This window comes from Cupriavidus sp. FW306-01-F10A, assembly GCF_058782785.1.
The window spans coordinates 66,499-89,105 of record NZ_JBYSYA010000012.1 but is presented as its reverse complement, the minus strand read 5'-3'; the positions used below and the strand labels follow the sequence as shown (position 1 = coordinate 89,105).

The window sequence follows — 22,607 nt, the reverse complement described above, 5'->3', positions numbered from 1 at the left end:
ATAAAGTTACGGAGACAGCATGTCCGAACACACCCCAGACCCGGCCCGCGTGGCCTATTACGAAGAAATCGGCCGCAGCCACATGACCCCGCTGTGGGAGTCGCTGCACGCGCTGGTGCCGCCGCAACCGCGGCCGCAGATCGTTCCCGCCATCTGGAAGTACGCCCAGATCCGCCCGCTGGTGATGCAGGCCGGCGGCGTCATCAGCGCCGAGGAAGCGGTGCGCCGCGTGCTGGTGCTGGAGAACCCGGGCATTCCGGGCAAGTCGAGCATCACCTCCACGCTGTACGCTGGCCTGCAGCTGATCCTGCCGGGCGAGATCGCGCCCAGCCACCGCCATACCCAGTCCGCGCTGCGCTTTATCGTCGAAGGCAAGGGCGCCTGGACCGCGGTCAACGGCGAGCGCACCACCATGCATCCCGGCGACTTCATCATCACGCCGTCGTGGACCTGGCACGACCATGGCAACCCTGCCGTCGAGGACGGCGGCGAGCCGGTGGTGTGGCTGGACGGGCTGGATATTCCGCTGGTGCAGCAGTTCGATGCCGGGTTTGCCGAGAACTACCCGGAAGCCCAGCAGCCCGTGACCCGCGTCGAGGGCGACAGCTTGGCCCGCTTCGGGCACAACATGGTGCCGGTGCGACACCGTGTGACCGATCCCACTTCACCGATTTTCAGCTACCCGTACGAGCGCTCGCGCGAGGCGCTGGACCAGCTCTACCGCAACGGCGAGCTCGATGCCTGGGACGGCGTCAAGCTGCGCTATATCAACCCGGCCACCGGCGGCTGGCCGATGCCGACCATCGCCACCTTCATGCAGTACCTGCCGGCGGGCTTCCAGGGCAAGACCTACCGCAGCACCGACGCCACCGTCTACAGCGTGGTGGAAGGGCGCGGCACGGTGCGCATCGGTGACGACCAGTTCCAGTTCGAGCCGCGCGACATCTTCGTGGCCCCGTCGTGGGCGCCGGTGCAGCTGGGCGCGCTGGAAGACGCGGTGCTGTTCAGCTATTCCGACCGGCCCGTGCTGTCCGCGATGAACCTGCTGCGCGAAGCGCGCACCTGAGCGTCCCGCGACCCTGATCCGATCTGCCCCGGGCGGTGCCTGCGCGCACCGCCTGAGGCTCCCGCTTACCTGACGACTTCCGGAAACCTCGAACCATGTCCTACGTCTTCACGCCCCCCGCCACCGTTTCCATCCCCGTTGCCGGCAGCGACGACCAGTTCGCCGTGCGCCGCGTCTACTGCGTGGGCCGCAACTACGCCGCCCATGCGCGCGAGATGGGCTTCGATCCCGACCGCGAGCCGCCGTTCTTCTTCTGCAAGCCGGCGGATGCGATCCTCCCGGTGCAGGCCGGCACCACGCTGGACTTGCCGTATCCGGCGCAGACGCAGAACTACCACTACGAGGCCGAGCTGGTGGCAGTGATCGGCAAGGCTGGTTCGGATATCCCGGTCGAACAGGCACTCGAACACGTGTGGGGCTATGCCGTCGGCCTCGACATGACCCGCCGCGACCTGCAGATGAAGATGCGCGAAATGGGCCGCCCCTGGGAGATCGGCAAGGCCTTCGATGCCTCGGCGCCGGTCGCGCCGATCCACCGCGCCAGCGAGATCGGCCACCCGCAACAGGCCGGCATCTGGCTGACGGTCAACGGTGAAACGAAGCAGCGCAGCGATGTGTCGCACCTGATCTGGTCGGTGGCCGAGACGGTGGCCTACCTGTCGCAGTTCTTCCGCCTGGAACCGGGTGATGTGATCTTCACCGGTACGCCGGAAGGCGTGGGCGCGGTCAAGGCCGGCGAGACCATGGTCACGGGCGTGGACGGCCTCGGCGAACTGGCCGTGCGCGTGGTCTGAACCTCTGAATCGCAGCACACGGGCATTACCGATCATGCAGCTCTATAGTTTCTTCAACAGCTCCACGTCCTACCGGGTGCGCATCGCGCTGGCCCTCAAGGGCCTGCCGTACGACTACCTGCCGGTCAATATCCGCACCGGCCAGCACCGCGAGCCGGAGTACGTCGGGAAAATCAACCCGTCCGCGACCGTGCCCGCGCTGGTGGATGGCGGTTTTACGCTCGGGCAGTCGTTCGCGATCCTCGACTACCTGGACGCGCTCCATCCGGAGCCGCGCCTTGTGCCGCAAGACCCGGTGCAGCGTGCGCGGGTGCTGGAACTGGCCACGCTGATCGGCTGCGACATCCACCCGGTCAACAACCTGCGCGTGCTGCGCTACCTGCAGGACGTGCTAAAGGTCACGCCCGAGCAGAAGGATGCCTGGTACCGCCACTGGATCGATGAAGGCATGGCCGGCGTGGAGCGCCTGCTGGCGCAGCACGGGCATGGCAGGTGGTGCTTCGGCGATGCGCCGACACTCGCTGACGTCACGCTGGTGCCGCAAGTCGCCAACGCCCTGCGCATGGGCTGCGACCTGAGCCGGTACCAGCGCGCGATGGCGGTCTACGCACACGCCAGCGCCCATCCCGCCTTTGCCCAGGCGGCGCCCGGGCGCCAGCCCGACCACACCGCCTGACGCATCGCGCAGGCGAGGAGACAAGACATGAGCAGTACCAACAACGCGACCGGCAAGGTCCTCATCATCGGCGGCGGCATCGGCGGCCTGGCCGCGGCGCTGGCGCTCGCACGCCAGGGCATCCGCATCGAACTGCTGGAGCAGGCCGAGCAGATCGGCGAGATCGGCGCGGGCATCCAGCTCGCCGCCAACGCCTTTGCCGCACTGGATGCGCTGGGCGTAGGCGAAGCTGCGCGCAGCCGGGCGGTCTTTACCGACTACCTCAGCCTGCGCGATGCGATCGATACCAGCGTGATCGCCGAGGTTGACGTCGGGCAGGCGTACCGCGAGCGCTTCGGCAACCCGTATGCGGTGATCCATCGCGCCGATATCCACCTGTCGATCCTGGAGGCGGTGCAGGACCACCCGCTGATTACGTTCCGCACCAGCACGCGCGTGGAACAGCTGCTGCAGGATGACCAGGGCGTGACCGTGATCGACCAGCACGGCGAACACCATCGTGGCGATGCCGTGATCGGCTGCGACGGCGTCAAGTCCGCGATCCGCCAGGCGCTGATCGGCGATGAGCCGCGCGTCACCGGGCACGTGGTCTATCGCGCCGTGGTCGGCGTCGCCGACATGCCGCAGGACCTGCAGGTCAATGCACCGGTGGTGTGGGCCGGCCCGCATTGCCACCTGGTCCACTACCCGCTGCGCGGCGGCCAGCAGTACAACCTGGTGGTGACCTTCCACAGCCGCGAGCAGGAAACCTGGGGCGTGCGCGACGGCAGCAAGGCGGAAGTGCTGTCGTACTTCGAGGGCATCCATCCGCTGCCGCACCAGATGCTGGACCGGCCCACTTCCTGGAAGCGCTGGGCCACCGCCGACCGCGACCCGGTCGAGCGCTGGAGCTTCGGCCGCGCCACCATCCTGGGCGATGCCGCGCACCCGATGACCCAATACGTGGCCCAGGGCGCCTGCCAGGCGCTGGAAGACGCGGTCACGCTGGGCGCCGCGGTGCAGGCCGCCGGCGGCAATTGCGAGGCAGCGTTCAAGCTGTACGAGCAGGCCCGCATCCCGCGTACCGCCCGCGTGCTCTACGCTGCGCGCGACATGGGCCGGGTCTACCACGCCAAGGGCGTGGACCGGCTGGTGCGCAACAGCCTGTGGACCGGCCGCACGCAGGCGCAGTTCTACGACGCGCTGCAGTGGCTGCATGGCTGGCGTGCCGACCAGTGCCTGAGCCCCACGCCGTGGCTGTAAGCCGCTGGCGCAACTTTTCTTCGCAGTCAATCCGAAACGATCTGGCGGCCGCGCATAAGGCTGCCGGACGTGACTCGCCCCTAATCCTGGCATCAAGGAGGAGACCACCATGCCTGCCAGCCAACCCCTGAACGTCACCGCGTTCATCGACCGCCAGCCGCTGTCGGCGTTCCAGGTGAGCATCGTCGTGCTGTGCTTCCTGATCGTTGCGGTCGATGGCTTCGATACGGCGGCGATCGGCTTCATCGCACCAGCCATCCGCGCGGAATGGCAGCTGACGCCGGCCCAGCTGGCGCCGCTGTTCGGCGCCGGGCTCGGCGGCCTGATGGTCGGCGCCTTCGTCTTCGGCCCGCTGGCCGACCGCTTCGGGCGCAAGGGCGTGCTGGTGCTGTCGGTGCTGTTCTTCGGTGCCGCCAGCCTGGCCTCGGCCTGGTCGCAGGACCTGTGGACGCTGGTGCTGCTGCGCTTCCTGACCGGCCTGGGCCTGGGCGGGGCCATGCCCAACGCCATCACGCTGACCTCGGAGTTCTGTCCGGAAAAGCGGCGCTCGTTCCTGGTCACGACCATGTTCTGCGGCTTCACGCTGGGCTCGGCTTTCGGCGGCCTGGCTTCCGCCGGGCTGATCGACGCCTTTGGCTGGCGCTCGGTGCTGGTCGCCGGCGGGGTCATGCCGCTGGTGCTGGCGGCGCTGCTGCTGTGGCTGCTGCCGGAATCGGTGCGCTACCTCGTGCTGGCCGGCAAGCAGCGCGAACGCATCGTCGCCACGCTGCAGAAGATCGCGCCGCAAGCCGACCTGCGTGACGCCACCTTCGTGGTCGGCGAACAGCGCAGCACCAGCTCGCCCGTGCGGCACCTGTTCCGGCCCGAGCTGCTGCGGGGCACGCTGCTGTTCTGGCTGACGTTCTTCATGAGCCTGCTGGTGATCTACCTGCTGTCCAGCTGGCTGCCGACGCTGCTGCGCACCGCCGGCCATTCGCTGCGCACGGCAGCGCTGGTGACAACCATGTTCCAGGTCGGCGGGACGGTGGGGGCGATTGCGCTGGGTTGGCTGATGGACCGGATCAATCCGCACTATGTGCTGGCGTCCAGCTATGGGCTGGCGGCGCTTGGCATCGCGGCGGTGGGCAGCGTTGCTTCCGAGCCGGTGGCTGCGGGCATGGCGGTGTTTCTTGCGGGCTTCTGCGTCTCAGGGTCGCAGGTGGGTGCGAATGCGCTGTCCGCCAGCTTCTATCCGACGGACTGCCGTGCCACAGGCGTGAGCTGGGCCAACGGCGTTGGCCGGATGGGCTCGGTGGTGGGGTCGGTCGGCGGGGCCACCATGCTGTCGATGGGCCTGGGCATGCCGGCGTTGTTTGCGTTGATCGGCGTGCCGGCGCTGATCGCAGGGTTGTCGATGTTCTCGCTGGGGATGGTCAGGCGCGAGAGTGCGGTGGAGCGCCTGGCAGTCTGAAGGCGGGCGGCGGGAGTGACTGAGAGGGAGGCGGCCTGACGGTCTCCCCCTCGGCATCATGGCTGTCCGCGATCGATCAGGCGATCGGCAGTTTCAGCACCTGCTCGGTGGTCAGGATATCGCCGAAGGTGTCGTCGATGGTGGCAAGCGCGGCCCGGTGCAGGTCCCGGTGCGGCACCACGCCGCCGGCCGTATCCAGGTCGCGCGTGGCGCAGGCATCCTCCGCCACGATTACGCTGTATCCGAGCGGCGCCGCATCGCGCGCCGCGCCTGACACGCAGGCATGGGTCATCAGGCCCGTGATGATCAGGGTCTTGATGCCGGCGGCCTTCAGGCGCTGGTCCAGGTCGGTCGTCGGGAACACGCTGACCGAGGTCTTCTGCAACACCGTGTGATGCGCGGCCGGCTGCAGGTCGCTGTGGAATTCCACGCTGGCGCTCTGTTCCGCAAAGACGGGGCTGCCCGCGGGCGTCACGTGCTGGATGTGGAAAACAGGAATCCTGGCCGCATCCGCGTGAGCGATCAGGCGTTGCGCATTGCCCAGGGCGCGCGCGCCGTCCGGGATCGGCATCTTGCCGCTGAAGTACTCATTCTGGAAATCGATCACCAGCAAGGCGCTGCTGGCGGCTTCGATGGCGGTGGGGGCCGGTGCGCCGGCCATGGTGCGAATCGTCGGGTGGTTCATTGTGGTCCTCGTCATGGAAAAGAAGAGGGCGGCGCCGCTGGCGAGGAGGCCGCCCCAATCACCGCAACCGCGGCATGGGAGGTAGTTTCCAACGCCGGCTGCAACCCCGAAAGTGGCCCGATGGACAACATCCGATAGAATTGGGCCATCCTCAATTCGTGTCCGTGCCAGCGAGAACGCAATGCACACCGTCGCGGTGATCGCCTTCGAAGGCATCAGCCCCTTCCACCTGTCCGTACCCTGTATCGTGTTTGGCGACGATCTTGCCCGGCTGGGCGTGCCGCGCTACCGGCTGGTCATCTGCGGCGAGAAGACCGGGCTGATTCCCACCATGTCCGGGTTCAGGATCGACGTCGGGCACGACCTTTCGGTGCTGGCAGAGGCCGATACGGTCATCATGCCGGCCTGGCGCGACCCGGCGGAGCGCCCGCCCCACGCCCTGGTGGAAGCGCTGCAAACCGCCAGCGCGCGGGGCGCGCGGATTGCCGGCCTCTGCCTGGGTACGTTCGTGGTCGCCGAGGCGGGTTTGCTGGACGGGCGCACGGCGGCCACGCACTGGGCCTGGGCCGATGACTTTGCGAACCGGTATCCGCAGGTCCGGCTCGATCGCAACTCCCTGTATATCGACGATGGCGACATCCTGACCTCGGCCGGGACGGCGGCCGCCCTGGATTGCTGCCTGCACCTGCTGCGCCGCGACCATGGCGCGGACGTCGCCAACCGGGTGGCCCGCCGCATGGTCGTTGCCCCGCACCGGCATGGCGGCCAGGCCCAGTACATCGAACAGCCGCTGCCCCGGGTGGACGGCGCGGACAAGCTCAGCACGACCCTGGACTGGGCCATCGAAAACCTGGACCAGGCGCTGACACTGGACACGCTGGCGCAGCAGGCCGGGATGAGCCGGCGCAACTTCACCAGGCGCTTCAAGGCGAAGACTGGCGCAACGGTGACGCAGTGGGTGCTGAACCACAGGCTGACGGCGGCGCAGCGCCTGCTGGAGACGACGGACAAGGGGGTTGACCTGATTGCCGAGCTGGTGGGGTTTGGATCCGCCGTTTCGTTCCGGCAGCACTTCACCCAGGCCTTAGCCGTTTCTCCGTCGGCTTACCGCAAGCAGTTTGGCGGTGCGGTGCTGAGCGGGCAAGGCTCCCCATCGGCTTGATCTGGGTGCAGCCAGCCCACAACAGCCAGCGCAAGAAAACAAGGGATTTCCCTCTTCGTGTTTCGGCCATCGGTCGAGATATTCTTAATGGCTTCCATCATGGTGGTAGACAATGTTGTGCATTAAAGCCGGGCGGGGGGCGGTGCGGAGCGAGTGCATGTGGCACGGCGGCGGTGCGGGCTGACCGCATGCCCCATGTCCAGCGTGGGCCAGGCCTGTGACCGGGCAGTGGCCCGGAACTTGCGTCCGCGTGCGGCAACGCAAGCAAGGGGATTCACATGGCAGGCACCACGACCAGGACAAGGGAGGCCAGGAAAGAAGCCGCAACACGGGCGGTGGCGCCTGCCGCCAGCGCCGACCCGCCGTCACGGGAAGGGCGGGAGTGCCGGGACGGCGACAGCACCGTGCAGTCGCTGACGCGGGCGCTCCAGCTGATCGAGCTGTTGTCCGATGACGACGAGGGTTACCGGCTGGTGGATCTGGCGGCACGCAGCGGCCTGTCTACATCGACCGTCCATCGCCTGCTGACCACGCTCGAGCAACGCCAGTTTGTCCAGTTCGATCGCGAGCGCAGCCTGTGGTACGTGGGCGTGCGTTGCTTCTCGGTGGGTGCCGCTTTCGCCCGCCGGCGCCGCATCAGCGAACTCGCCCTGCCGGTGATGCAACGGTTGAGCGCGCTGTCCGGGGAGACCGTCAACCTGGGCGTGGCCAGCGACGGGCAGATTGTTTTCGCCTGCCAGGCAGAAGGCCCCCACGGCAGCCGCGCGCTGGCCAGGCCGGGCCAGCGCGCGCCGCTGCATGGCACGGCCATGGGCCAGGCGGTGCTGGCCGCCAAGAGCGAGCCCGACGTGCTGCAATACCTGCGCACCTTTGGCCTCCCGCGCCTGACCAACAACACCATTGCGCGCCCCTCGCGCCTGCATGAGACCCTGGCCGAAGTGCGCCGGCGCGGCTATGCGGTGGACGACGAGCAGAATGCGGTCGGCCTGTGCTGCATTGCCGCCGCGATTTGTGACGAGCACGGCCGGCCCTTCGCCGCGGTCTCGCTGGCCGGTTCCAGCCAGCGCATCGTGCGTGCCCGTTTCGATGAGCTTGGCGCCTGGGTGCGTTGGGCTGCCACAGAGATCAGCGCTGCCTACGGCGGGCGCTGCACCCGCGTGCCCTGCCCGATGCCAGTGCCCGCAGCGTCCTTGCCTTTCCACGCGGGCGCGCCGGAAAGCTGTTGATTCCTAAGGGTTTATTCAAGAAGTTCCGGCGTGCGGGAAAGCCGCCGCGCGGGTCTGGCCATGCGCTTCAATGGAAGCAATGTCACGACCGGCCCCCGCACCATGAAGACCCTGCTTGCCGATACCCCCTGGAGCCGACGGCTTGCCGCCGGCATTGACCGTATAGCCATCCTGTGCGGATGGTGGCTGATCGTGCTGTCGGTGGCGACCTGCGTCGAAATGCTCGGGCGCAAGCTGGGCGGCTTCAGCTTGCAGGGCATCGATGAAATCGGCGGCTATACCTACGCCATCCTTGGCACGTGCGGCTTTGCCTACACCCTGGTCGGGCGCGGCCATACCCGGGTGGACTTCCTGCTGACGCGCTTTCCGGTCAAGGTGCGGGCCGTGCTCAACCTGCTGGCGATGCTGAGCCTGGCTGCCGTGGCCGGACTCTGCGTCTGGCGCGCCGGCCATGTGCTGGTGGACACCATCGACCTGCACAGCACCGCGTCCACGCCGCTTGCCACGCCCCTGTGGATGCCCCAGACCCTGTGGCTGGCCGGCTATTCCCTGTTCGCACTGGTGGCGGCCTGCGCCGCCTGGCACGCCCTGCAGCTGCTGGTGCGGCGCGACTGGGCCCGCCTGAACAGCCAGTTCGGGCCGCAGACCCTGGCCGAGGAGATCGAGGCGGAGGCGGACATCCGCGTTGCCGCCGCGCCCGCTGAGGGCAATGGCGCGGGCCAGGGCAGCGCTGAAGGCAAGAGCGAAGGAGCGGCAGCATGATCGGTCCCATTGAAATCCTGCTCGGGCTGTGCCTGATGCTGGGGCTGATGTTCCTTGGCTTCCATGTGGCCACCAGCATGCTGGTGGTGGGCGTGGCCGGGGCGCTGGCCTATTTCGGCATGCCCGCGATCGACGCATTGGGCGAACAGTTGTGGGCGGCCGGCGAGGACTACCTGCTGCTGTCGATCCCGCTCTACATCCTGCTGGGCGAGATCCTGATGCGCGGCGGCGCGACGGACAAGATGTACCAGTCGCTCGGCGACTGGCTGAACCGCCTGCCGGGCGGCCTGCTGCATACCAATATCGGTGCCTCGGCATTGTTCTCGGCGGTGTCCGGGTCATCGGTGGCCACCGCGGCGACGATTTCCACGGTCGCGCTGCCTTCCTTCCGCAATCGCGGCTATGACCAGCGCATGGTGCTGGGCTCGATCGCGGCCGGCGCCAGCCTGGGCAACCTGATCCCGCCCGGCGTGGCCTTCATCATCTACGGCTCGATGACCAATACTTCGGCGGCGCGGCTGTATGTGGCGGGCGTGCTGCCCGGGGCCATCATGACCGTGCTGTTCCTGGCCACGATCCTGCTGATCTGCCTGTGGAAGCCCGCGGCGGGCGGCCCGCGCGAGGCCCGTGTGCCGCTGCTCGCCAGGCTGAGCAACTCGCGCCACCTGGCGGGTCCGCTGCTGGTGTTCACGGTGGTGATGGGCAGCATCTACACCGGCTGGGCCACGGTCACCGAGAGCGCCGCGCTCGGCGTGCTGGTGTGCCTGCCGGTGGCGGCCGCCTACGGCAAGCTCAGCGTCGCCATGCTGCACGACTGCTTCCGCTCCACGCTGCGCCTGACCGCGATGACCGCGCTGATCCTGGTGGCCGCGCTCTACCTGAACTTCGTGCTCTCCATGCTGGGGGTGCCGCAGGCGCTGGCCGGCCTGATGAAGCAGGTGGACGTGTCGCCGGCGGTGTTGCTGTGGCTGCTCGCAGCCCTCTACCTGGTGCTGGGCATCGCGCTGGAGACCATGCCGATGCTGGTCGGCACGGTCCCGGTGGTCTTCCCGATCGTGCAGGCGGCCGGCATCGATCCCGTGTTCTTCGGGGTGTTCATGGTGCTGATGTGCGAGATCTCGCTGATCAGCCCGCCGATCGGCATGACGCTCTACGTGATCCAGGGCGTGCGCGGCGAAGGATCGATCAATGAAGTCTTTCAGGGCACGCTGCCGTTCTTTGCCGCCATGGTGGTGATGACCGCCGTGCTGATCCATTTCCCGGCGATTGCCACCTACCTGCCCAACCTGATGTTCGGGCATTGACCTCCAAGGAAGCTCCCATGAACGCCAAACGAATCGCCGGCGCGCTGATCGCGGCCGCCCATGTCGCCTGCGCTGCCGCCGTGCTGCTGCCGGGCACTGCCCAGGCACAGCCGGCCCAGCCTGCCCAGCAAACGAAGCTGCGGGTAGCCGGCAACCTCGTCGCGACCGGCCTGATCCAGCAGAACAAGGAGCAGCCCTTTTTCGAGAACTTCGCCAGGAACACCGGCCTGCCGATCGATGCCGACTACAAGCCGATGGATGTGCTCGGCATCAAGGATTCAGACGGCCTGCGCGTGCTCCGCTCCGGGCTGTTCGACATCGTCAGCCTGCGCCTGGCCCAGGTCTCGCGCGACGAGCCATTCTTCCTCGGGCCGGACATCGTTGGCCTGAGCACCGACTACGGCTCGGCCAGCAAGGCCGTGGATGCCTACCGCAATGCCTTCGACAAGCGCCTGCAGGAACGCTACGGCGCCAAGCTGCTCGGGATCTGGCCGTTCGGGCCGCAGGTGGTGTTCTGCAAGTCGCCGATCGGCGGCCTGGCCGACCTGAAGGGCAAGAAGGTGCGCGTCTACGACCAGTCCCTGGCCAAGTTCATCGAGAAGCTCGGCGGCATTCCGGTGACGATCCCCTTCGGCGAAACCCAGCAGGCGCTCGAGCGCGGCGTCACCGATTGCGCGATCACCGGCCCGAGCTCGGCGAACACGGCGGGATGGCCCGAGGTCACCTCATACTTCATGCCAGTCGGCTTCCAGATCGCGCTCAATGCCTACGCCATCAAGCTCAGCCGCTGGAACGCGCTGCCGCCCGAGCAGCAAACGCGCCTGGCCGAGGCCTTCCAGCGTTTCGAGCGCGATACCTGGTCCTATTCGCGCGAATTGTTCGAGGATGCCTCGCGCTGCAACGTCGGCAAAGAGCCGTGCAAGACCGGCAAGAAGTTCGCCATGAAGGAGGTGCCCGTGCGTCCGGCCGACCTGCAGCTGGTGCGCGACGCGCTGACCACGGTCTCGCTGCCGACCTGGACCGAGGTCTGCGACAAGTCCTACCCGCAATGCTCGGCCATCTGGAAGCAGACCATCGGGCCGCTGGTCGGGCTCAAGTGAACACTGAGGACGGCGGAGACGACGATGGATGATCTTTGGAAACTGCCGGCACATGCGCTCACCGACGGCTACGCCACCGGCCGCTTCACGCCGCAACAGGCGCTGGCGTCCTGCCTGGCGCGCACGGCGCACTGCAATCCGGCGCTGAACGCCGTGATCGCATTCGATACTGAAGGCGCCATCGCGGCGGCACAGGAGAGCACCTCGCGCTGGCGCCGTGGCGAGCCGCTGGGTGCGCTCGATGGCGTGCCGGTCACCGTCAAGGACAACCTGCACGTGCGCGGCCTGCCCACGCATTGGGGCAGCCGCGCGCTGGCGGGCTTTGTCCCGGACCGCGACGAACTGCCGGTGGCGCGCCTGCGCGCGGCCGGGGCGCTGATCTTCGGCAAGACCAATGTGCCGGAGTTCGCCATGCAGGGCTATACCGACAACCTCGTCTTCGGCACAACCGGCAATCCCTGGCAGCCGGCCCTGACGCCGGGCGGGTCTTCCGGCGGCGCCGTGGCGGCGGTGGCATCGGGCTGCTGCCCGCTGGCGCTGGGCACCGACGGCGGCGGCTCGATCCGGCGCCCGGCCTCGCATACCGGGCTGGTGGGCTTCAAGCCGTCGCCCGGACGGCTGCCGCGCGGCAGCGGGCTGCCCGAGATCTTCATGCGCTATGAAGTGGTCGGCCCGCTGGCCCGCTGCATGGCCGATGCGATGGCCATGGCCGAGGCGCTGGGCCAGCCCGACCCGCGCGATCCCGATTCCCGGCGCTTTGCCGGCGTGCCGCTGCAGATGCCGCCGCGGCCATGCCGGGTCTTGCACGTGCCCCGCTTCGGCGATCATCCGGTGGATGCGCGCATCGCTGCCTTGACCGGGCAGGCAGCGCAAGGGCTGCGTGAACTTGGCCACACGGTGGAAACCGCGCAGGCGTTCGAGCTGGCGGAAGCGACCAATGCCAAATGGTCGCTGTTGTCGCAGGCAGGACTGGCCTGGCTGGTGGAGCAGGGCGGCGCGCAACAGCCGTTCTGCCCGCCGCTCGATGCGGGCACGTTCGGTGCGGCCACGCAGGCCAATGCATCGGCAGGCGCGGGCCTGCGTGCCGTGCAGCTGTTTGATCTGCTGATGGCCGTGGAGCGTCTGCGCAGCGAGCTTTCCTTGCTGTTCGCACGCTACGACCTGCTGCTGACGCCCGCCGCAGCGGCATTGCCATGGCCGGCCGCACAGTCGCACCCGCCTGTGATTGAAGGCCGCGAGGTCGGGCCGCGTGGCCATGCGATATTCACCGCGTTTGCCAATGCTGCCGGGCTGCCCGCGATCTCGCTGCCGTGCGGTGAGGCAGAGGGCTTGCCGGTTGGCATCCAGCTGGTGGCGGCGCCGGCCGAGGATGCGCTGCTGCTGGCAATCGCGCGCCAGTTCGAGCAGGCTTTCCCGAGGCCGCCTGGGTTCCCGCTCGACGGGCAGGGCCAATGAAGACCCTGGTTGCGCCAGGTACGCCGGCGGCGCTCGCGCAGATGCTGTGCGTCGCGCGCGCGCGTGGCGAGCGCGTCGATCCGGCACTGTTGCACCCGCTTGCGCATGGCGGCAGCTACGCCGTGCAGGATGCCACGCTTGCCATGATCGGCCCCATTGGCGGCTGGAAGGTTGGTGCGAGGGGGCCGGGCCAGGAACCCGCCTGTGCGCCGCTGCCGGCGGCCGGCCTGCTGCCGGATGGCGTGGCCCTGCGGGGGCCGGCCTGGCGCCTGCGCGGCATCGAGGTGGAGGTCGCCTTTGTGCTCGGCGCCAGCCTGCCGCCGCGCGGCCGGCCTTATGCGCGCCGGGACATCGAGGCCGCGCTCGCGCTGGTGGTGCCTGCCATTGAAGTCGTGGAAAGCCGCCTGGAGGACTGGCTCGGGGCCGGCAGCGATGCGCAGCTGGCCGACCTGCTCAGCCATGGCGCACTGGTGACGGGGCGCCCCACGCCGTTCGCGCGCGAGTGGCTGCACCTGGGCGCGCTGGAGGCCACGCTGCGCTTTGGCCGGCGCACCGTGGCGCATACCGTCGGCGGGCACCAGAGCCCTGATGTCGGCGCGCTGCTGGTCTGGCTGGCCAACCACTGCGCCGCGCGCGGGGCGGGGCTGAAAGCCGGGCAAGTGGTGACCACCGGCACCTGCACCGGGTTGCTCTTTGCCTCTGCCGGAACCCGCGTCAGCGCCGGGATCGAAGGGCTGGGGACGCTTGCGGCGTGGTTCTGAGGGCGGGGGCTTACGGAACCCAGCCAGGCAGCTCCGATGCCTGCCGGACCCAGCTTGCCACCAGCGCCTCGTCAAGCTCGTCGTCTTCGTGGATGTGGAAGTAGCGCGTGTTCTTGTCCTTGGATTCGACGGGGGGAACAGGGCGCAGCGACATGCCACGGAAGAAGGCCACCTTGATGTACTTCGTCATGCAATGGAAGCTGAGGAACCAGCCCTGGCCCTCGATGCCATAGAACGGCGAGTTCCACCTCACTGCCTTGCGGACGTTGGGAACGTTGCGCTCGATGAGCGCGTCGAGACGGCGCCCGGCGTCGTGTTTCCAGCCCGGCATGGCGGCGATATAGGCCTGCACGGGGGCATCTCCGTCGGCCTTCGCGATCCGGGGGTTGCCGCCTGCGAGCAGTGGCGGGCTGGCAGCGGCCCGCCTGGCCGGAGTCTTCGTTGCGGCGTGCGCCGGCTTCCTGGATGGTTGGTTCGCCATTGCCTTCACTCCATCGAATACACGCTAACCACCTGACAGACAGGCCAAGTCGCCCAGGGCAGACATAGCCGCTGACGACAGTGCTTGAAGCACGACAATCGGGCTATGCTAACCTGCTGAAACGGATCGGGCAACGAACGAGGGATCGACCGGAACGCTCTCTGTCATGGCCGGACGCGAGCTGCCTCATGCGCGGGACAAATTCGAGGAATAGGCATCCATGAATCCATCGGAACATATCGACGAGCTGATCGCAGGACTCACTGACTGGCGTGGCAAGACGCTGGCCAAGCTCCGCAAGACCATCCTCGAGGCCGACGGCGAGATCATCGAGGAATGGAAATGGATGGGAAGCCCGGTGTGGTCACGCGACGGCATGATCGCGGTCGCCAACGCGCACAAGGAGAAGGTGAAGATCACCTTCACCAACGGGGCGAGCCTGCCGGATCCCGACAAGCTCTTCAACGCCGGCCTCGGCGGCAACAAGTGGCGTGCGATCGATCTCTTCGAGGGCGACAAGATTGATGCGCGTGCCATGAAGAATCTCATCCGTGCCGCGATTGCGTTCAATCAGGGCAAGTCGAAGAAGAAGGCACCGTCCGCGGCTACCCGGGCGAAAGCACAAGAGAGCAAAGAGTAAAGGGACACGAAGCGTCCGGGCGTGCGGGCGCGCGCCTGAGCATCGCAAAGAACGTCCCGGGCGGCATGCTCCACGCATATGGAATGCCGGTTTTCTTCGTTGGTTTTCGCGTGCTGCGCGCGTACGTTCGTGGGTTTCCATCTCCCCGCGAATGCCATGACCGCTTCCCGACGACAGTTCCTGCGCCAGGGCGCCGCCGCCACGGCCGCGCTCGCCTCCGGCCCCATCCTTTCCTTCACCACGTTCGCCACCGGCAATGCGCAAGCGCAGGGGCGCCCGGTCCTGAAAGCCGGCGACCAGAAGGGCGGCCTGCGCGCGCTGCTCGAGTCCGCCAACGCGCTCGACGGCCTGAACTACGACATTCAATGGACCGAGTTCCCTGCCGCGGCACCGCTTGCCGAGGCGCTGAACGCGGGCGCGGTCGACAGCGGCCCGATCGGCGATGCCCCGGCGATCTTCGCGCTCGCGGCCGGCACGCGGATCAAGCTGATCGGCGCCAACCGCTCTGATCCCTACGGCACGGCAATCCTGGTGCGGCCCGACTCGCCGCTGCGGCAGGCGGCCGACCTGAAAGGCAAGAGCATCGGCACCAACCGCGGCTCGATCGGCCACCTGGTGACGCTCAAGGCGCTGGAATCCGCGGGGCTGAAGCCGGAGGACGCCAACCTGCGCTTCCTGCCGCCGGCGGATGCCAAGCTCGCGTTGAGCAGCGGCTCGGTGGATGCGTGGGCGACGTGGGAACCCTATACCGCGATGGCGGAAACCAGCGGCCACGCGCGCGTGCTGGTCAGCGGACGCGGGCTGTGGTCCGGCCTTAGCTACCTGGCAGCCACCGATGCCGCGCTGGCGTCCAAGCGCGCGGTGCTGCAAGACTTCCTGCGCCGGGTGGTGCGTGCGCAGCAATGGTCCTACCAGCATGTGCCGGAGTTCTCGGCGGCCCTCGCCCGCATCATCGGGATCCCGCCGCAGGCGGCACGGCTGCAGTTCGAGCGGCGGCACACGCAATGGCGGCAGATCGATGCCGAGCTGATCGCCGAGCAGCAGCGCACGGCGGACTTCTACCAGAAAGCTGGGTTGCTCAAGCAGCGGCTCGATGTGCGGCAGACCTTCGACTCCGGGTTCTCCCTTACCGGCTGACCGCCGCGGGCGGCGCCAGGCCGTGCACTGAGTCCATCGACGGCCTCGGCAAGCGCCTCCGGCACAACCATGGCCTCGCCGGAGGCCGCTAAGGATTTCCATGATTGACGCCGCCTCGCGCCAGCCCATTTCACGGCCTGGCGCGGCCTGCGCTGGCGTGGACCGTTCTGGTCCCAGCGAATCCGGGCAACTGGTCCTATAGGCCCGGAATGGCCCTCACCTATAAAGCCGTGACCCCCAAACATATTTCCCCTTCCGAGGAGCAAAACCATGCGGTGGATCAAGCAGATAGCGACGTATTTCGCCCTGGTGGCCGCGCTGGCGCCAGCCGCACACGCCCAGAACAAGAATGTAGTAATTGCTTACCAGGACATGGTGGTGCCCTGGCGCTACGCACAGGACATGAAGGAGCTGGAAAAGCAGACTGGCTACACGGTCTCGTTCCGGCAGTTCGGCGGCGGCGGGGACGTGATCCGCGCCATGGCTTCGGGCCAGATCGCCATTGGCGAGGCCGGCACCTCGCCGATTGCGTCGGCGCTGTCGCAAGGGCTGGATGTCGAACTGTTCTGGATCCTGGACGACATCAACGCAGCCGAGGCGATGGTGGCGCGCAATGGCAGCAAGATCGCCAGCGTCGCCGACCTGAAGGGCAAGCGCGTCGGCGTGCCCTTCGTGTCGACCACGCACTACCACACGCTGGTCGCGCTGGAGCGCGCCAAGATCAATCCGAAGGACGTCCGCATCGTCAACATGCGCCCGCCCGAGGTAGCCGCCGCCTGGGAGCGTGGCGACATCGACGCCACCTTTATCTGGGACCCGGTGCTGGCCAAGCTCAAGCAGTCAGGCACCGTGCTGATGACCTCCGGCCAGATTGCCGCCGACACCGGCAAGGCCACCTTCGACGGCATGATCGCCAACAAGAAGTTTGCCCGCGAGAACCCGGAGTTCATGGTCAAGCTGGTGCGCGTGCTGGCCGCCGCCGATGAAAACTACCGCAAGAACAAGGCGTCCTGGACCCCCGATTCGCCCATGGTGAAGGCGGTGGCCAAGGTGTCTGGCGCCAAGCCCGAGACGGTACCCGCGAGCATGGCGCTGTACGCCTTCCCCACGCTGCAGGAGCAGGTGTCGGAGCGCTGGCTGGGCGGCGGCGCGGCGCGCGCGCTGCAGTCCGCGGCGCAGTTCCTCAAGGAGCAGGGCACCATCCAGACCGTCCTGCCGGACTATGGCCCGGGCGTCAACGCGGAATGGGCAAAGCGGGCGTTGCGCTGACGCCGCGCCCATCGCGCTGAAGATGGCCGCCGCGCGCAAGCCAGTCCGGCGCGGCCGCCCCGAAAGTCCTGTTGCGGAAGCCCATCATGTACAAGCTTGAAATCGATAATCTCAGTGTCAACTACGGCGTCGCGGGCGGCGCCAAAACGCTGGCCCTGTCGCAAGTCAACCTCACCATGGAGCGCGGCGATTTCGTCGTGGCGCTCGGTGCCTCGGGCTGCGGCAAGACCACCTTGCTGTCGTGCATCGCAGGTTTCATGGAGCCTTCGGAAGGCGAGATCCGGCTGTCCGGCAAGGTGGTGCGCGGGCCGGGTGCCGAACGCGGCGTGGTGTTCCAGAAGCACGCCCTGATGCCGTGGCTCAGCGTGGCGGACAACGTCGCGCTGGGGTTGCGCCTGCGTGGGGTGTCGCGTGCCGAACGGATGCGGGTCGCGCATGAGAAGCTGGCCGCGGTCGGTCTGGAAGACGTCGCCGGCAAGCCGGTCTATCAGCTCTCGGGCGGCATGCAGCAGCGCGTCGGGATTGCCCGCGCGCTCGCCTGTGATCCGGCGGTGATGCTGATGGACGAGCCGCTGGGCGCGCTCGACGCGCTGACGCGCGAATCGATCCAGGCGCTGATTCTCAAGCTCTGGGCCAAGGAACAGAAGATCGTCTTCTTTATCACGCACAGCGTGGAAGAGGCGCTGTTCCTGGCCACGCGGCTGATTGTCATGACGCCGTCGCCTGGCCGCATCGCGCACACCTATGAACTGCCGTTCGCGCGGCGCTTCATCGAATGCGGTGACGCCCGTGCAGTCAAGGCCGACCCGGAGTTCATCCGCTATCGCGAAGAGATCATTGATCTGATCCATGCAACCGCCTGAGGAACACGAGATGCCCGCTTCCGTCCAACGCATCGAACCCACGCCGCGCGTCACCAAAGCCGCCGCGGCCGGGGCCAGCCAGCAAATGAAGACCGTCTCGGGCTACCGCCTGCCCGGCGAGGGGTCAAGCTCACGCATCTCCACCATCACCGTGGTGCTGCTGCTCGCGCTGTGGTGGCTCGCCAGCCACCTGCGCTGGCTGCCGCCGCTGTTCCTGCCCACGCCTGAGTCCATCGTCACCGCCTTTATCGATGCCTGGCAGGGCAACCTGCAAGGCGGCCAGCCGCTGACCGAGCATTTCGCGGCCAGCATGATGCGCGTGTTCGGCGCCTTCGGGCTGGCGGTGGTCACGGCGGTGCCGGTCGGCGTGATGATGGGGGTGTCGCGCATCGCACGCGGCGTGTTCGATCCGCCGATCGAGTTCTACCGCCCCTTGCCGCCGCTGGCATACCTGCCGCTGATCGTGATCTGGTTCGGCATCGACGAGACCTCGAAAGTGCTGCTGATCTTCCTGGCCTGCTTCGCGCCGCTGGCCATGTCGGCCCAGGCCGGCGTGCGCTCGGTCACCATCGAGCAGATCAACGCGGCTTACTCGATGGGCGCCACGCCGTGGCAGGTGGTCCGCCATGTGGTGATCCCCGCCGCGCTGCCCGATATCCTGACCGGGATGCGCATCGCCATAGGCTTCGGCTGGACCACCCTGGTCGCCGCTGAAATGGTGGCCGCCACCGCCGGCCTTGGCCAGATGGTGCTCAATGCCTCCAACTTCCTGCGCACCGACGTGGTGATCATGGGCATCGTGCTGATCGGGCTGATCGCCTACGTGTTCGACCTGCTGATGCGCAAGCTGGCGAAGGTCCTGGTGCCCTGGAAGGGACGGATGTGAGGTGAGGATGTAGTCAAGCTGCGACCTGGGTGTTGGGCAAGGACTGGCTGACGGCCAGTCCTTGCCGTTTTCCGGCGTTACGCCCGCAGCGCGGCCTTCATCATCGCGCCTGCGCTTCCAGGAACGGCAGCAGTTGCGCCATGAAGGCCTCCGGTGCCTCTTCCATGATGAAGTGGCCGCAGTCCGGCACCACCACGCCGCCGCACTTGGCGACCTGTATGGCGCGCTGCCGCACGGCATCTCCGTGCAGGCCCGAGACGGCGTAAGCCGCGCCCGCTTGCAGGCGATGATCGCGCCCGCGATGCTGCCGCGGTGTCAGTCTGAGAGACGGCGTAGAGCATTGCCCGAGGCCAGCGATGCGGGCTTGCTGAGTCCCAGCTGCTCGGCCTGGTCAGTGATCCAGTTCCAGTCGATGCTCAGTCCCCGGTGGCAAGCGGGGCAAGTCAGTGGCTGAGGCAGCTTTCCCGAGACCATATCCTGCAGGATTTCGGAGTGGATGTGCCCGCACGCCGTGCAGGTGAAGAAGAGTGGGACAGGAGGTTTCATCGTCGCCTCGCAAGGATGGCCAGCCTCTAGGCCGCCAGATGCTCATCCCGTGCCACGGAAGGCGGAGGAAGCAGGGCCATGGCCTCTTCCAGCCTCTGGACCAGCGCGGGACTTGCCGGCTGCAACGGCAGGCGGGTTTCCGGGGAAATCACGCCGGAGAGCGCCAGGGCAGCTTTCACCGGTGCCGGATTCGGCTCCGCGAACATCAGCGAGATCAACGGCGCGAGCTTCGCGAACAAGGCGCGGGCCGCGCGGAAGCGTCCTGTCTGTGCCAGATGCAGCAGGCGCACGAACAAATCCGGACGAATATGCGAGGACGCGGCGATCACGCCGGCGCCTCCCGCAAGCAGGTGATCCAGCAGGGCCGCATCCTCGCCGCACAGCACGGCGACATGCGGATCGTTGACAAGGGCCCCGAGATTGCCGGCGTCGCACTCCTTGACCGCCGAGATCTGCGGCTGCGCGAGCAGAGATCGGATCAGCGCAGGCGACATCGCACAGCCAGTTCGCTTCGGCACGTTGTACAGCATCAGGGGGCGTTCGGTTGCGCACGCCACTTCATTGAAATGCCACACGATTCCCGCATCGGAGGGCCGCAGGTAGCAGGGCGGCGGCACCAGGTAGCCGGCAAGATCAAAGCCGTCCAGTTCGGCAACTTGCGCGCACACCGCGCGGGTATCGACCGCGCCGACGCCAGCCATCACCGGCAGCTCGCCGTGGACGGCCTCGAGCACTGCCGCCGTGAAGACTTGCCGCTCGTGCGTGGAAAGCAGGTTTCCCTCGCCGGTCGTGCCCAAGATGATCAGGCCGTTCACGCCTGCCTCGAGGTAACTCTCAGCCAGCCTGGCGGCGCCCGGCAGGTCCAGCGAGCCGGCACGCATCGGCGTGACCATGGGCACCCAGATGCCCCATGGCGACTGGCGGGAAACCGCTGCGATACCGGTGCAGGCATGCACGGCGGCGCCGGAAAAGCTCTCTTCCTCAGTGCGCCACATGGTTGTCTCCCAGGGCTGTCGTGACGCCGAACTCCGCCGCCGGAAAGGCCGTCATGATGGCGTGCATGGCCGCGTCGCGGTCCGCGCGTGCGATCTCCACGTGCAGCGTGGTTTCGCCGTGCCGGTAGTCCACGTTCACCACATAGACGCGGGCCAGTTCACCGAGCACCCGGTGCATGGTCTGCCGCAGGCCGAACACTTCGGTGGATGCCACCGCAAGACGCATGCGGATCCAGGCCGGTGCGGGCTGGGAGACCGCGCGCAGCGCGGGCATGGTGGCCTTGCTGCTGCGCAGGGCGGTACGTCGGGGAACAGTATCAACGGCCAGGCTTGACTGTCGCATGATTGGATGGACCGGCGCGGTAGCGGGTCGCGTGTTGGACATGGCTTTATGCTAGCCAGCGCCGTCTAAATTTGATGCAAGGATGTTGGGCCTTGGCGTTAAATCCGCATCAAGATCAGCGCCGCTGGCAAGGCGCTCGCGCTCAGAACGTCTTCGTCAGCGACGCCCAGGCCGCAGCCTTGCCGAGGTAGCGGCCCCGGTTGGCACTGGTGTAGGCCACTTCCTTGGCGTTGGTATCGACATAGGCAACCGCCAGCGCGAAGCCCTTGCCCAGGTCCTTGGTCAGGCCGATCTTCCAGTCGGTGTACGAGGCGTCGCTGTTGTGCTTGACGCCCTGGTAGCCGACGTGCGCGTTCAGCGTCAGGTCCCAGAAATTCAGCGGGACATTGGCGCTCAGATCGACGTAGTAGCTGTTCTTGCTGTCGGCCCAGCCAAACAGGTTGGTGACCGAGTGCGAGTACTTGAGCATGACCGGGCCCCAGCCGATGCCGGCGTACAGTTCCGTGGTGTAGGGGCGCGGGTTGTTGTAGCCGCCCGGGTAGTAGTATTCGAGCACGCCCAGGTCATAGTTGAACTCGGTGCCGGAGACCTTGAAGGTGTTCTTGAAGCCGCCGTAGAAATCCATTTCGACCGGGGCCGAGACCGCCGGGTTGGCATCCTCGAGCCAGCTGATGCTGGAGTTCCAGTTGCCCACATAGAAGCCGCTTTCGTGGGCGTAGTCAAAGCCACCCTGGATGGCCGGGCGCAGGTTGGTCTGGCTGATGCCGCGATAGCGGTAGTCCGAGACCAGCGACACGTTGGCCGTGAACGTATGCGGGGACGGCGCGGCGTCAGGCTGGGATTGCGCCATGGCCGGCATGGCAGCGAAAAGGATGGAAGATGCGGAACATGCGAGCAGCGTGGCCGCGGTTTGGCGCAGGTCAGTCATTGTTGTTGTGGCGAGAGTTGAAAAAATCCCCGTTGCAGGGAGCCTCGCCACGATATGGCCTGACGCGTAAAAACGGTATCAAAAGCCGCGGTGCCCGCGTACAAATCCAATCAATGCGCCTGGATTTCAGCGCTACCCGGCAAACCGGTAGCCCAGCCCGATTTCGGTCAGCAAGTGGGCGGGCCGCGCCGGATCCGCTTCGAGCTTGTGCCGCAGATGCCCCATATAGACGCGCAGGTACTGGCTGCTTTCGGCCTGGGAGGGTCCCCACACCTCCCGCAGCAATTCCCGGTGCGTCATCACCTTGCCGCGGTGGGCGATCAGAACCGCAAGCAGCCGATACTCGATCGGCGTCAGGTGCACGGCCTGTCCCGAACGGGTGACGACGCGGCTGGCCAGGTCAACCTGCACGTCGCCGAACAGGATCTGGCGGGAACCGTGAGCGTTGGCCCTGGCATGCCGGCGCAGCAGCACGCGCAGGCGCGCGACCAGTTCACCGACGCCAAAGGGCTTGGTCAGGTAGTCATCCGCGCCGGCATCCAGCGCACCGATCTTGTCGGCTTCTCCGCTACGTGCCGACAGGACCAGCACCGGTACGTCAGTCCACGTACGGATCTCGCTGATCAATCTCACCCCGTCTCCGTCCGGCAAGCCCAGGTCGAGAATGACGAGGTCAGGTTGCCGGGTGCCTGCCTCGATCAGTCCGCGCTTGAGCGATTCGGCCTCGTGCACCGTGCAACCTTCGGACTCCAGGGTCGAGCGGACAAAGCGCCGGATATGCGGCTCATCCTCAACCAGCAGGACTGTCGGGGAAAAATCAAATGGCATCAACTCCC

The 22,607-nt window shown here is 67.2% G+C and carries 24 protein-coding genes; 17 read left to right on the top strand and 7 right to left on the bottom strand.

Going from position 1 to position 22,607, the window contains the following annotated elements; genetic code table 11:
- Positions 1-19: 19 nt before the first annotated feature.
- The 5 genes from gtdA (at position 20) to AC3WLF_RS18450 (ending at position 5,228) form a co-directional block, all read left to right on the top strand.
- Positions 20-1,066 carry a gentisate 1,2-dioxygenase gene (gene gtdA, locus AC3WLF_RS18470; RefSeq protein ID WP_492358592.1) on the top strand — a complete coding sequence of 349 codons (1,047 nt, stop codon included), beginning with the start codon at positions 20-22 and terminating at the stop codon, positions 1,064-1,066.
- A gap of 95 nt (positions 1,067-1,161) precedes the next feature.
- Positions 1,162-1,860 carry a fumarylacetoacetate hydrolase family protein gene (locus AC3WLF_RS18465; RefSeq protein WP_492356422.1) on the top strand — a complete coding sequence of 233 codons (699 nt, stop codon included), beginning with the start codon at positions 1,162-1,164 and terminating at the stop codon, positions 1,858-1,860.
- Between the two features lie 34 nt (positions 1,861-1,894).
- The gene (maiA, locus tag AC3WLF_RS18460; RefSeq protein WP_492358591.1) at positions 1,895-2,536 is read left to right on the top strand and encodes a maleylacetoacetate isomerase; all 642 of its coding nucleotides are present in this window, start codon (positions 1,895-1,897) and stop codon (positions 2,534-2,536) included.
- Between the two features lie 27 nt (positions 2,537-2,563).
- Positions 2,564-3,778, top strand: a complete 1,215-nt coding sequence (locus AC3WLF_RS18455; protein WP_492350934.1) for a 3-hydroxybenzoate 6-monooxygenase — start codon at positions 2,564-2,566, stop codon at positions 3,776-3,778.
- A gap of 109 nt (positions 3,779-3,887) precedes the next feature.
- Positions 3,888-5,228, top strand: coding sequence for an MFS transporter (locus AC3WLF_RS18450; RefSeq protein WP_492356421.1), 1,341 nt, complete (start codon positions 3,888-3,890; stop codon positions 5,226-5,228).
- A 76-nt stretch (positions 5,229-5,304) separates the two neighbouring features.
- On the opposite strand, the gene AC3WLF_RS18445 is transcribed toward AC3WLF_RS18450, so the two are convergent.
- Positions 5,305-5,913, bottom strand: a complete 609-nt coding sequence (locus AC3WLF_RS18445) for a cysteine hydrolase family protein (protein WP_492356420.1) — start codon at positions 5,911-5,913, stop codon at positions 5,305-5,307.
- Positions 5,914-6,094: 181 nt separating this feature from the next.
- Between AC3WLF_RS18445 and AC3WLF_RS18440 the strand changes: the two genes are divergently transcribed.
- From AC3WLF_RS18440 to AC3WLF_RS18410, 7 genes are all read left to right on the top strand, one after another.
- Positions 6,095-7,075 carry a GlxA family transcriptional regulator gene (locus tag AC3WLF_RS18440; protein ID WP_492358590.1) on the top strand — a complete coding sequence of 327 codons (981 nt, stop codon included), beginning with the start codon at positions 6,095-6,097 and terminating at the stop codon, positions 7,073-7,075.
- A 278-nt stretch (positions 7,076-7,353) separates the two neighbouring features.
- Complete coding sequence (locus AC3WLF_RS18435) at positions 7,354-8,301, top strand: IclR family transcriptional regulator (protein ID WP_081225766.1); 948 nt, start codon at positions 7,354-7,356, stop codon at positions 8,299-8,301.
- A gap of 102 nt (positions 8,302-8,403) precedes the next feature.
- Positions 8,404-9,063, top strand: coding sequence for a TRAP transporter small permease subunit (locus AC3WLF_RS18430; protein ID WP_492319168.1), 660 nt, complete (start codon positions 8,404-8,406; stop codon positions 9,061-9,063).
- Positions 9,060-10,367 (top strand): TRAP transporter large permease, encoded by a 1,308-nt coding sequence (locus AC3WLF_RS18425; protein ID WP_011616863.1) that lies wholly within the window; start codon positions 9,060-9,062, stop codon positions 10,365-10,367. Before AC3WLF_RS18430 ends, AC3WLF_RS18425 begins: the two co-directional genes overlap by 4 nt.
- A gap of 17 nt (positions 10,368-10,384) precedes the next feature.
- Positions 10,385-11,467, top strand: coding sequence for a TRAP transporter substrate-binding protein (locus tag AC3WLF_RS18420; protein ID WP_492319169.1), 1,083 nt, complete (start codon positions 10,385-10,387; stop codon positions 11,465-11,467).
- Between the two features lie 24 nt (positions 11,468-11,491).
- Complete coding sequence (locus AC3WLF_RS18415; RefSeq protein ID WP_492350929.1) at positions 11,492-12,922, top strand: amidase; 1,431 nt, start codon at positions 11,492-11,494, stop codon at positions 12,920-12,922.
- Complete coding sequence (locus tag AC3WLF_RS18410; RefSeq protein WP_492350928.1) at positions 12,919-13,683, top strand: 2-keto-4-pentenoate hydratase; 765 nt, start codon at positions 12,919-12,921, stop codon at positions 13,681-13,683. Before AC3WLF_RS18415 ends, AC3WLF_RS18410 begins: the two co-directional genes overlap by 4 nt.
- A gap of 10 nt (positions 13,684-13,693) precedes the next feature.
- Here AC3WLF_RS18410 and AC3WLF_RS18405 read toward each other — a convergent pair whose 3' ends face one another.
- Positions 13,694-14,164, bottom strand: coding sequence for a DUF1801 domain-containing protein (locus AC3WLF_RS18405; RefSeq protein WP_492358589.1), 471 nt, complete (start codon positions 14,162-14,164; stop codon positions 13,694-13,696).
- A gap of 220 nt (positions 14,165-14,384) precedes the next feature.
- Here AC3WLF_RS18405 and AC3WLF_RS18400 point away from each other — a divergent pair, with 220 nt between their 5' ends.
- The 5 genes from AC3WLF_RS18400 (at position 14,385) to AC3WLF_RS18380 (ending at position 18,959) form a co-directional block, all read left to right on the top strand.
- Complete coding sequence (locus AC3WLF_RS18400; RefSeq protein ID WP_492319173.1) at positions 14,385-14,804, top strand: DUF1801 domain-containing protein; 420 nt, start codon at positions 14,385-14,387, stop codon at positions 14,802-14,804.
- A gap of 156 nt (positions 14,805-14,960) precedes the next feature.
- Entirely contained in the window at positions 14,961-15,941 is a 981-nt protein-coding gene (locus AC3WLF_RS18395) for an ABC transporter substrate-binding protein (protein ID WP_492319174.1), read from the top strand.
- 270 nt (positions 15,942-16,211) lie between these two features.
- Positions 16,212-17,210: a taurine ABC transporter substrate-binding protein gene (tauA, locus tag AC3WLF_RS18390; protein WP_492319175.1), complete on the top strand. Its 999-nt coding sequence runs from the start codon at positions 16,212-16,214 to the stop codon at positions 17,208-17,210.
- An 86-nt stretch (positions 17,211-17,296) separates the two neighbouring features.
- Complete coding sequence (locus tag AC3WLF_RS18385; protein WP_010813418.1) at positions 17,297-18,073, top strand: taurine ABC transporter ATP-binding protein; 777 nt, start codon at positions 17,297-17,299, stop codon at positions 18,071-18,073.
- A gap of 10 nt (positions 18,074-18,083) precedes the next feature.
- A complete protein-coding gene (locus tag AC3WLF_RS18380) occupies positions 18,084-18,959 on the top strand; it encodes an ABC transporter permease subunit (RefSeq protein ID WP_010813419.1) in 876 nt (291 codons plus the stop codon).
- 100 nt (positions 18,960-19,059) lie between these two features.
- Here the strand turns inward: AC3WLF_RS18380 and AC3WLF_RS18375 are convergent, their stop codons facing one another.
- From AC3WLF_RS18375 to kdpE, 5 genes are all read right to left on the bottom strand, one after another.
- Positions 19,060-19,194, bottom strand: a complete 135-nt coding sequence (locus AC3WLF_RS18375) for an alpha/beta fold hydrolase (RefSeq protein ID WP_492358588.1) — start codon at positions 19,192-19,194, stop codon at positions 19,060-19,062.
- A 337-nt stretch (positions 19,195-19,531) separates the two neighbouring features.
- Entirely contained in the window at positions 19,532-20,500 is a 969-nt protein-coding gene (gene dapA, locus AC3WLF_RS18370) for a 4-hydroxy-tetrahydrodipicolinate synthase (RefSeq protein WP_492319177.1), read from the bottom strand.
- Complete coding sequence (locus AC3WLF_RS18365) at positions 20,487-20,843, bottom strand: hypothetical protein (protein ID WP_492319270.1); 357 nt, start codon at positions 20,841-20,843, stop codon at positions 20,487-20,489. Before AC3WLF_RS18365 ends, dapA begins: the two co-directional genes overlap by 14 nt.
- Positions 20,844-20,985: 142 nt before the next feature.
- Complete coding sequence (locus AC3WLF_RS18360; RefSeq protein WP_492319178.1) at positions 20,986-21,771, bottom strand: TorF family putative porin; 786 nt, start codon at positions 21,769-21,771, stop codon at positions 20,986-20,988.
- A gap of 132 nt (positions 21,772-21,903) precedes the next feature.
- Positions 21,904-22,599: a two-component system response regulator KdpE gene (gene kdpE, locus AC3WLF_RS18355; RefSeq protein WP_492319179.1), complete on the bottom strand. Its 696-nt coding sequence runs from the start codon at positions 22,597-22,599 to the stop codon at positions 21,904-21,906.
- Between the last annotated feature and the right edge of the window lie 8 nt (positions 22,600-22,607).